We start from the raw sequence: 9,219 nt of genomic DNA on the forward strand, positions 1-9,219 counted from the left end.
TTTTGAGTTCCTTTCCCCTTTTCCCCTTTCCCTTTAACCGACTTCTGCAAGAAGTCTAATGTGTAAGAGTTCTCCGTTCTTTGCGTAAGCGCAGCCCGCAGTAGGCATTGTGACTTTGCAAAAAAAGAAGAACTCGTAAGGCTAAATGCAAAATAACCTAGCAATGTGGTTGAAAAAGCGATCGCTACACAAAATCGGTAATATTAACCGTGCTCACATAATCAGCAATACCTTAATTTTTAACCAGGCAAAGTTGATTTGATTGATTATCAGCCTCAACATTAGCTTTCTTTTGTGCTAGATATTCTTTGGCGCTTTCAGCATCAAAAAACCACGAAGAGAAGCTTGGAGGATGATTAAGACCGTTTAAGTAATCTCTAGTAACTTCTGGATTTTCAGCCATCGCCACCATAATATCTAGGAGATAATCTGGGGGCGACAACAAGCAATCAGTGAAAACATGGGTGTATTGAGCATAATTCCAAAATTCATCAAATACTCTTTGCATCCATGACTCATCAAAGCGTTGGTTGCCATGCTCAATAATTCGTTGCTTCACCAAATGAGCCATTTTTGTAGCGTTATTTGCTCCTTGTCCGGTTAGGGGATCGTGTAGGATAACTGCATCACCTATACCCATAACCGTTGCACCTGATGGCAAACGACCTATTGGCTGGCGCACTTTTGGTGTAATTGCACCATTGATCCATGCTTGCTCATCTGCCAATTCCATATCTTTGACAGCTTCGTAATACCAAGGTTTGAACTGCTGCATGACTTTTTTACTCATCTCCAGTAATTCTTGACCACTTTGGATGTGAGTAAATTGATCCATTGCCCCGCCAGGGTAAGCTTCAAAGGCAATTACGTGAGCAGAAAATTTACCTTTAGCGTAGAAAGGTATCTGAACTATTTCGCCAACTTCAGGTATAACAGTCATTTTACTGGTGCGCAAATCAGCAGCGTCTCCCTGCAATCCTGTGGCAATTGTTCCTGATATATGGCGCTTCGGCTTGTCATGTTTAGTTTTTTGCTTATCTAGCTCAAATAAAGTTGAGAAGGAGCCTCGACCAGCAGAGACCATAACTAAGTCGTAGTTTTTGGCACATTCTTCTAAATCTGTGAGCGTCATTGCCCGAACGACAAGTTCACCGCCGATTTTGACAAACTCTTGCATCCACGTAAAGAATTTCAAGCGCTGATCTACAGCTTGCCAAGGCTTTTCTAAGGGAGAAGATACAGTTAAAGCCAGGTTTCCTTCCGGGTCGCACACTTCAGAGCGGAATAGATCGCTACCAGAAAATTCCTTATGCCAAAAATTCAATCTTTGTTCAAGTTGCAATGAATCTGGAAACAGTACTGGCATACCTCCTGGTTTACCATTGAGAATCGCTTCTGGTGTGCGATCGCTAAACAATGTTACTGCATAACCTGCATCAACCAGACTAATAGCTAAATGAAGACCTGCTTGGCCTGCTCCTATAATTGCAATTTGTCGCATAATATCACCTCTGCCAAATTTCTGTATAGTTTTTTGTGCTTTATTTTTTGCCAACTGGCTATTTATATAGCTATCAGTGAACTTAACTTCACTTATGCATTGTCATTTTCCGAAAACATTTGGCAGAGATGTAGCTTGAGATTAAACCCAAAATATTACTTTGACTGACTGGTTTGGTAGCGATCGCGGATCTTCTCCACGAGCAATCGCGCCTCGAATTGACTCTACAAATACATGAATGGTGTCAGCAGGAGTATGAGAAAATTGTGTTCCATATTTAGCGATCGCCTCACCCTGAATGCCCAAAATTTCAATGTCCTGGCGAATAATGTGTTGAGCCGTCCACCACACAAACGGACGTGCTAGCTTGTTCCAGATGCCGTAGTTATAGGTGACATCGGTGTAAACCAGAGTTGAATTTTCGGTTTCTGGGATAGATTGACTGGTAATAAACAAATGGCGATTGCGTACCATTTGATATTCCACAGAGGTAATATTTGGCAGATAAAAGCGATCGCTATGTTTTATATCTGTACCCTGTCGATTGAGAAAACGGCTGTACCATCCCAAATTACTAGTTTCGTTGCGATACTCCACCAAAACTGAACCATTCCAGCGTTCTACAGTCATCTCTAACTTTTGATGGCGAGAGTTACGGAATACGCCAGGATGCACAAAAGCCGTGTGGGGAATATCAATAAAGTTCTCCGCACAATTGGTGACGTTGTTAGCAAAACGGTTAATTACCCGCACTGTCTCCCACCCTGGTTGTCCATAATGGGGCATAGAAAATGGTTCAAACTCTTCGCTGGGGGTGTCAGCTAACCGCACATATATATAACCATCTTGTTCTTTGGTTGCGTAACCCTGCGCTCGACGCTGGTGAGAAGGCTTAAAATCGTCTCCTTCAGCAGGAACAGCAATAACGTTACCACCCCGATCGTATACCCAACCATGATAAGGACATTGCAACGCACCATCACAGACTTTACCCGCGGACAAACGGCTATTGCGGTGCAAACAGCGATCGCGCAACGCCACAGGTTGTCCATCCTCGCTACGAAATATTACCAACCACTCGCCTAAAACAGTTCGCGCCAGTACCGTGTTAGGTCGTAATTGGTCGCTGAGTGCGACAATATACCAGAAATCAGTAAATTGCATTGTAGATACAGCAAATTTCAAGTTAGTGAAGTACAGATCCTAAACCTCAAACCCAAGCATAAAGACTGTTTTACTTCTGAATTCTGAATTCTAACTCCTGAATTCTGCTGTATTTGGGATTTTTTGAGGGCGATAACTTTGAAAGAGCGATCGCCATATTAGTACTCAATTAAATTATTACTTCACTACTGGTAGTATCAAACCATACCTATATAAAACTATTCATCCCTTCATTCAGCAATACCCGAATTTGCAATACTTTAGTACCTAGACTAGAGATGTTGCAACAGTCAGATTATACTCACCATGCAGGATGGCTGCAATGAACGAGTTAGCACCGCAAGGTCTGGATAGCGGCAAAGTAATTACTTCTCTGTTCAGCAACTCCAACAATTTTATTGTTTTTTTTAACCGGTTGCTAGCTATTTCTTAACGTTATCAAGATAACTTGGTTAACTGAATGAATATTAATTAATAATCATAATTCTGTAGGGTGGGCATTGCCCACATATTCAGATTTTGGTGGGCAATACCTACCCTCCGAAGTCTTACTAAATAATTGAGGATTAATAAATACATATAAATAACATAGAAATTTGATTGCTCATTTAATAATTTTAAAACATGAAATTTATTCCTAAATTAAAATTTTATGAATGCTTATTATTGAAAATTTATCTTTTTGAATAATCTCGCTTATTCTCTAAAGCACAATTTACCTCAAAGCTAATTTATGCCAACTACCAACACAATCCGCTTTTCCCAATTCAATGCTTCCCTGAATCGCAATGCTGATGGTCAGTTAATTACTGATTTATCCACACCTAATAATGCTCAGGCAAAAGCTGTTGCAGAAATTATCCAGCGCAACAATCCTGATATATTACTAGTTAACGAGTTTGACTATGTTCAAGGAAATCCTTTACAGGCAGTTCAATTACTTCAGCAAAATTATCTTGCTGTGAGCCAAAATGGTGCAACTCCTGTTAACTATCCCTACTTTTATATTGCTCCAAGTAATACAGGGATTGCTTCTGGGTTTGACTTAAATAATGACGGTAAAGTTGTCACAACCCCAGGCGCAACCGGATACGGCGATGATGCTTTTGGATTTGGCAATTTCCCTGGACAATATGGGATGTTGCTACTTTCTAAATATCCTATTGATACTGCCAATATCCGCACCTTCCAAAATTTCCTCTGGAAGGATATGCCCGATTCTTTACTTTCTACTATCTCAACACCAAATTCTAATACTCCTTGGTATTCCTCAGAAGAACAAAACACTTTACGCCTTTCTTCTAAGAGTCATTGGGATGTACCGATTCAAGTTAACGGCGAGACAATTCACGTCCTTGTGAGTCATCCTACACCACCAACCTTTGATGGAACCGAAGACCGCAACGGTAAGCGCAATCATGATGAGATTCGTTTTTGGGCAGATTACATCACCCCTGACAAAGGCGATTACATTTATGATGATGCAGGTAAAAAAGGTGGGGTTGCTGCTGGTTCACGTTTTGTAATTATGGGTGACCAAAATGCAGACCCAGTTGATGGTGATAGTTATGACAATGCCATTCGCCAATTATTACAGAATCCTGGCATCAATACTAATGTCATCCCCACCAGTCTTGGCGCGCCGCAACAAGCAGCTTTACAGGGTGGTGCAAACGTTAACCAAACGGGCAATGCTAATTTTGATACCGCAGACTTTGCTGATACTGTTCCCGGTAATTTGCGGACTGACTATGTATTACCCTCGGCAGATTTGACTATTAGCAATTCCGTAGTGTATTGGCCTGCAAATACTGACCCAAATTTTCCACTGGTAGGTACTTATAACGCCAGCCTTCCTGGTGGTTTCCCCAGTTCCGACCATCGTTTAGTATATGCAGATGTGGAAGTGGGGCCAACAACAGCAGGGAAAACGATTCCCGATGTAGGATTTTTGGGGCAAACTATCTTACCTACAGGCTTTATTCCCTCAGGTGCGGCGGGAACAGTAAATGGCGTACAAACTGCTTTAGGTGGCTTGTCTGGTGTCGCCTATGATGTGGCTAAAAACCAGTTCTACGCTATTTCTGACGATCGCTCTCAAATTGCTCCTGCCCGCTTTTATACTTTTACTACTGACCCTGCGAAAATTGCCACAACTGGGGCGGCTTTTACTAACGTTACGCCGCTAAAAGATGCTAACGGCAATTTCTTTGCTATCAACAGTCTCGATCCAGAAGGTATTGCTTTAACTAACAATGGCACAGTTTTCATCTCCTAAGAGGGTGAGGTGAATCCTGGTGCAGGTCGGGTGACTAATCCCTTCATTAAAGAATTTTCTGTCACTACGGGGCAGGAAGTTCGCGCTTTACCTGTCCCTAAAAAGTTTTTACCAGTTGTTCAGGACACTAACGCTAACGGTGTTGTAGATGCAGGCGATACTCAAACCGCAGGCGTGTACAATAACTTGGCATTTGAAAGCCTCACCATCACACCTGACCAAAAAACTTTATTCACCGCCACGGAAAACGCTTTATTTCAAGATGGTCCGAAGGTTTCCACTACAATCGGTAGCCGTTCCCGGATTTTGCAATACAACTTGGTAACAGGACAACCAGAAAAGGAATATCTCTACATTACAGATGCATCTGTCACCCCAAACCCAGCTACAGGCGCTACTGATAACGGCTTGGTAGATTTATTAGCAATAGATAATCGCGGTACATTACTGGCGTTGGAACGTTCTTTTGCACAAGGTGTAGGGAACACCATTAAAATCTACGAAATTTCCCTACAAGGTGCAACTGATATTAGCAGTATCGATTCACTCAGCAGTTTAAATGCACCGCAACTAGCTGCGATCGCACCAGCCCAAAAGCGTCTACTGTTTAATTTAAATGACCTAAATCTGCCTACAGACCCCAATCATCCGATTACTGGTACAGATAACATTGAGGGTATCGCCTTTGGGCCGAAATTAGCTGATGGTCGTCAATCTATCGTCTTGGTGAGTGACAACAACTTTGGTGCAACCCAGTATACGCAAATTTTGACTTTGGGTGCAGACTTAGTACCTACCGCCGCGCCGAGAGTTGAAACTCGTCCCGATTTGTTTGACGATGAGACATTACCAACAGACCAGCGTGCTGATGCTGATGACCCAGCTATCTATATTAATGCTAACAACGCTGCTGATAGCTTAGTACTGACCTCAGTGAAAAATGCTGGACTGCGGGTGTATGACTTGTCTGGTAAACTGTTGCAAGAAGTGAATCCTGGCGGTATTCGCTATAACAACATTGATCTACAATACGGTTTTAAATTAGGCAATCAAACAATAGATATTGCCGTCGCCAGCGAGCGCGGTAACGATAAACTAGCAATATTCAAAATTAATCCCAATCCCAGCACTCCCGGTAAGTATCTGGAAAATATTACCGATAGCAGTCTTGGTACTATCTTCCAAGCACCACCCTTTCTTGCACCTTATTCCTCATCCTCTCGCAGTTCTTACGGTCTAGCTTTATATCGTAGTCCTATCACCAATGATTACTATGTCTTTACCAGTCGCCGGGAAACTGGAGATATCGCACAGTTTAAACTGATTGACAAAGGTAATGGCAAAATTGGCGCTGAACGGGTAAGAGAGTTTACTATTCCTTCCCCTACAGATCCTGAACGTTCAGCCCAAACAGAGGGGATGGTAGTAGACCAAGAAACCGGCTTCCTCTACATTGGACAAGAAGATGTGGGTATTTGGAAATTCCAAGCAGAACCCAACGGTGGTAAAACTGGTAAGTTAATTGATCAAGTTAAAGGCTTGGGTGGTAGTCACCTCACCGATGATGTCGAAGGATTAACTATTTACTACGGTAAAAACGGCACAGGCTATCTTTTAGCATCTAGCCAAGGTGATAATACCTTCGTTGCTTACACCCGTGAAGGAAACAATGATTATTTAGGTAACTTTGCGGTTGGTAGTAATGGGGGAATTGATAGCGTACAAGAATCAGATGGTGCGGATGTTGTTAACGTACCCCTTGGCCCTAACTTCCCCTTCGGTTTATTTGTGACTCAGGATGGTTCTAATGAACCTGCCAAAATTGTTAGCGATGGAGATGAAACTGAAAATATCAACTCTAACTTTAAGTTAGTACCTTGGGAAAATATTGCTAACGCCTTTCCCACTCCTTTAAATATTGACACCACTAGTTACAATCCGCGTAATCCTGTTGCGCAACCCAAACTGACTATATATGATTTTGAAAATCTACCAAAGTTAGGCACAACTTCCAAAGGTGAAGATATTTTCTTGGGTGGTTTTTCAGGTTTATATTTCCAAGGAATTGCACCTAATGGTAACCTCCGATTTGTCACCAATACAGACCGCGGCCCCAATGGCGAACCTGTTGGTGCAAATAGACCATTTTACTTACCCAATTTCCAACCAGAAATCGTCAGCTTTGAACTCAACCGCAGTACGAGTGAGATTACAATTACCAAACGCATCGGGTTATTCCGCCAAGATGGTAAAACTCCATTAACCGGACTACCAAATTTGCAAGCTGGGGCGAATGGTACAGCTTATACCGATGAAATTGGCGTTGATTTAGATAATAAACCTCTACCTAACGATCCCTTGGGTGCAGATTTAGAGGGAATTGTGGTTGCTGAAAATGGTGATTACTGGATGGTGGATGAATACCGTCCCGCAATTTACCATTTTGATAGTAAGGGTAAATTAATTGATCGCTTTATCCCCAAAGGAACTGCAACTGCACCTAATCCAGATCAACCTGTGGGTACTTTTGGTATTGAAATCTTGCCAGAAGTTTACGCCCAACGCCGCAACAATCGGGGATTTGAAGCTGTGGCTTTAGAAGGTTCTAAGTTGTACGCCTTTATTCAAAGTCCAATTGATAACCCTGATGTCGCCAATGATGGAACTTCTAAAACATCTCGTAATCTCAGAATTTTAGAGTTTGATATCAAAAGCAAACAGGTAACAGGCGAGTACTTATATCTTCTCGAAGGTTTACCTGGAACTGACAAAATCGGTGATGCAGTTTCCCTAGGTAAAGGTAAATTCGCAGTCGTGGAGCGCGATGATAATGGTACATCTGCTGGCAACAAATTAATCTACCAAATTAATTTAGTAGGGGCAACAAATATCAATAATCCTGCTAAATTTAAATTGCTAAATGGTAAGACCATTGAACAACTAACTCCGGCTGAGTTAGCAACTGCCAAAATTACCCCTGTAAGCAAAAGCTTAATAGCTAATGCTGCACAGTTGGGTTATACCGGGGTCGAGAAATTGGAGGGGTTAGCACTAGTTGCACCTAACACTTTGGCGTTAATTAATGACAACGATTTCAACATTACTGGTAATACCCCTGCTGAAAGATTGGGAATTCTAGAACTACCCAATAACCTGACTATTACTAAACCTAATATCCAATTTGGTTCTAACAACAGCGATACCATCAATCTCCAACCTGGTCAAACCCTAGTTACCGGAAACGGCGCAGATATTGTCGAGGCTACCAAAGAAAATACTATTAGCACTAGTAACGGTGATGACACAGTATTTGTAGGTAGTGACTCTTCAGTATCAACAGACAATGGAAGCGATCGCGTCTTTGTTGGTGCTAATAGTCCTGCTAGCAATACTAATGTTGATGGTGGTAATGGTAACGATGAACTCACCTTAGTTGAAGCTAGTGGTAGCAATAATCTATTTGGGGCTGCTGGTTCTGATACCCTGAAAGTAGTTGAAGGTTCTCGTCAATTCCTATTCGGTGGTTCTGGTAACGACACTCTCACCAGTAACGGTAACAATAACCGACTCGACGGTGGTTCCGGCGATGACAAACTCTTCGCTAACACCAATGACACCCTAGTTGGTGGTGATGGCGATGATCTACTATTTGCTGGTCAAGGCGGTGGTAACCGCCTGACTGGTGGTGCTGGTGCTGACTCTTTCTGGATTGCTAATAGTGGTCTCCCCACTATAAAGAATATTGTCACCGACTTTACCTTAGGTGACGCGATCGCAATTGGTGGTATTGGAGTAACTAAGTTCAGTGACTTAAGTTTATTGCAACAGGGCGATGATACTTTAGTGAAAGCTGGAAATGTAGAGTTAGCTTCATTACTGGGAATTACCGCAAATATATTGACGGCTAATAACTTCACCTTCATAGCCTAAAGTTAGTTACACCTAACAGCGATTTTCTGCTGTTATTTCAACAATGAAATGTTTAGTTAAGCTGTACTGATTATTTTAAGGCGAGGGAGTGGGCATCTCTCGCCTTTTATAGTGTTTTTATTTCTAAAAAATCTACCTTTAGAAATATTTTTAAATTTTAAAATTGCTAAGCATTTTTAGTAATTTATTGCTTCTTCCTAAATATTTATTTAGTAGAGTCCAACTTTGTTTTTGCAGTCATGGCAATGCAGGGCGGTTTGTCTGACTGGTTCTTCAAAGGTTTAATCCTGAAGGGGTGACATAGAAGCTACAAAGCAGACTGGATAAAGGACATAGCACGTAAACC

General features: G+C 41.8%; 2 protein-coding genes and 1 pseudogene. 1 reads left to right on the plus strand and 2 read right to left on the minus strand.

The window, feature by feature from the left end; translation table 11 throughout:
• Positions 1-232 precede the first annotated feature (232 nt).
• Positions 233-1,501, minus strand: a complete 1,269-nt coding sequence (locus BV372_RS13875; RefSeq protein WP_086687092.1) for a styrene monooxygenase/indole monooxygenase family protein — start codon at positions 1,499-1,501, stop codon at positions 233-235.
• Positions 1,502-1,642: 141 nt separating this feature from the next.
• Positions 1,643-2,665 carry an aromatic ring-hydroxylating dioxygenase subunit alpha gene (locus BV372_RS13880; RefSeq protein ID WP_086687093.1) on the minus strand — a complete coding sequence of 341 codons (1,023 nt, stop codon included), beginning with the start codon at positions 2,663-2,665 and terminating at the stop codon, positions 1,643-1,645.
• Between the two features lie 733 nt (positions 2,666-3,398).
• On the opposite strand from BV372_RS13880, the pseudogene BV372_RS13885 reads away from it, so the two are divergent.
• A pseudogene (locus tag BV372_RS13885) lies at positions 3,399-8,873 on the plus strand (phytase).
• Positions 8,874-9,219 lie beyond the last annotated feature (346 nt).

Source organism: Nostoc sp. T09 (assembly GCF_002154695.1).
GTDB lineage: Bacteria > Cyanobacteriota > Cyanobacteriia > Cyanobacteriales > Nostocaceae > Aulosira.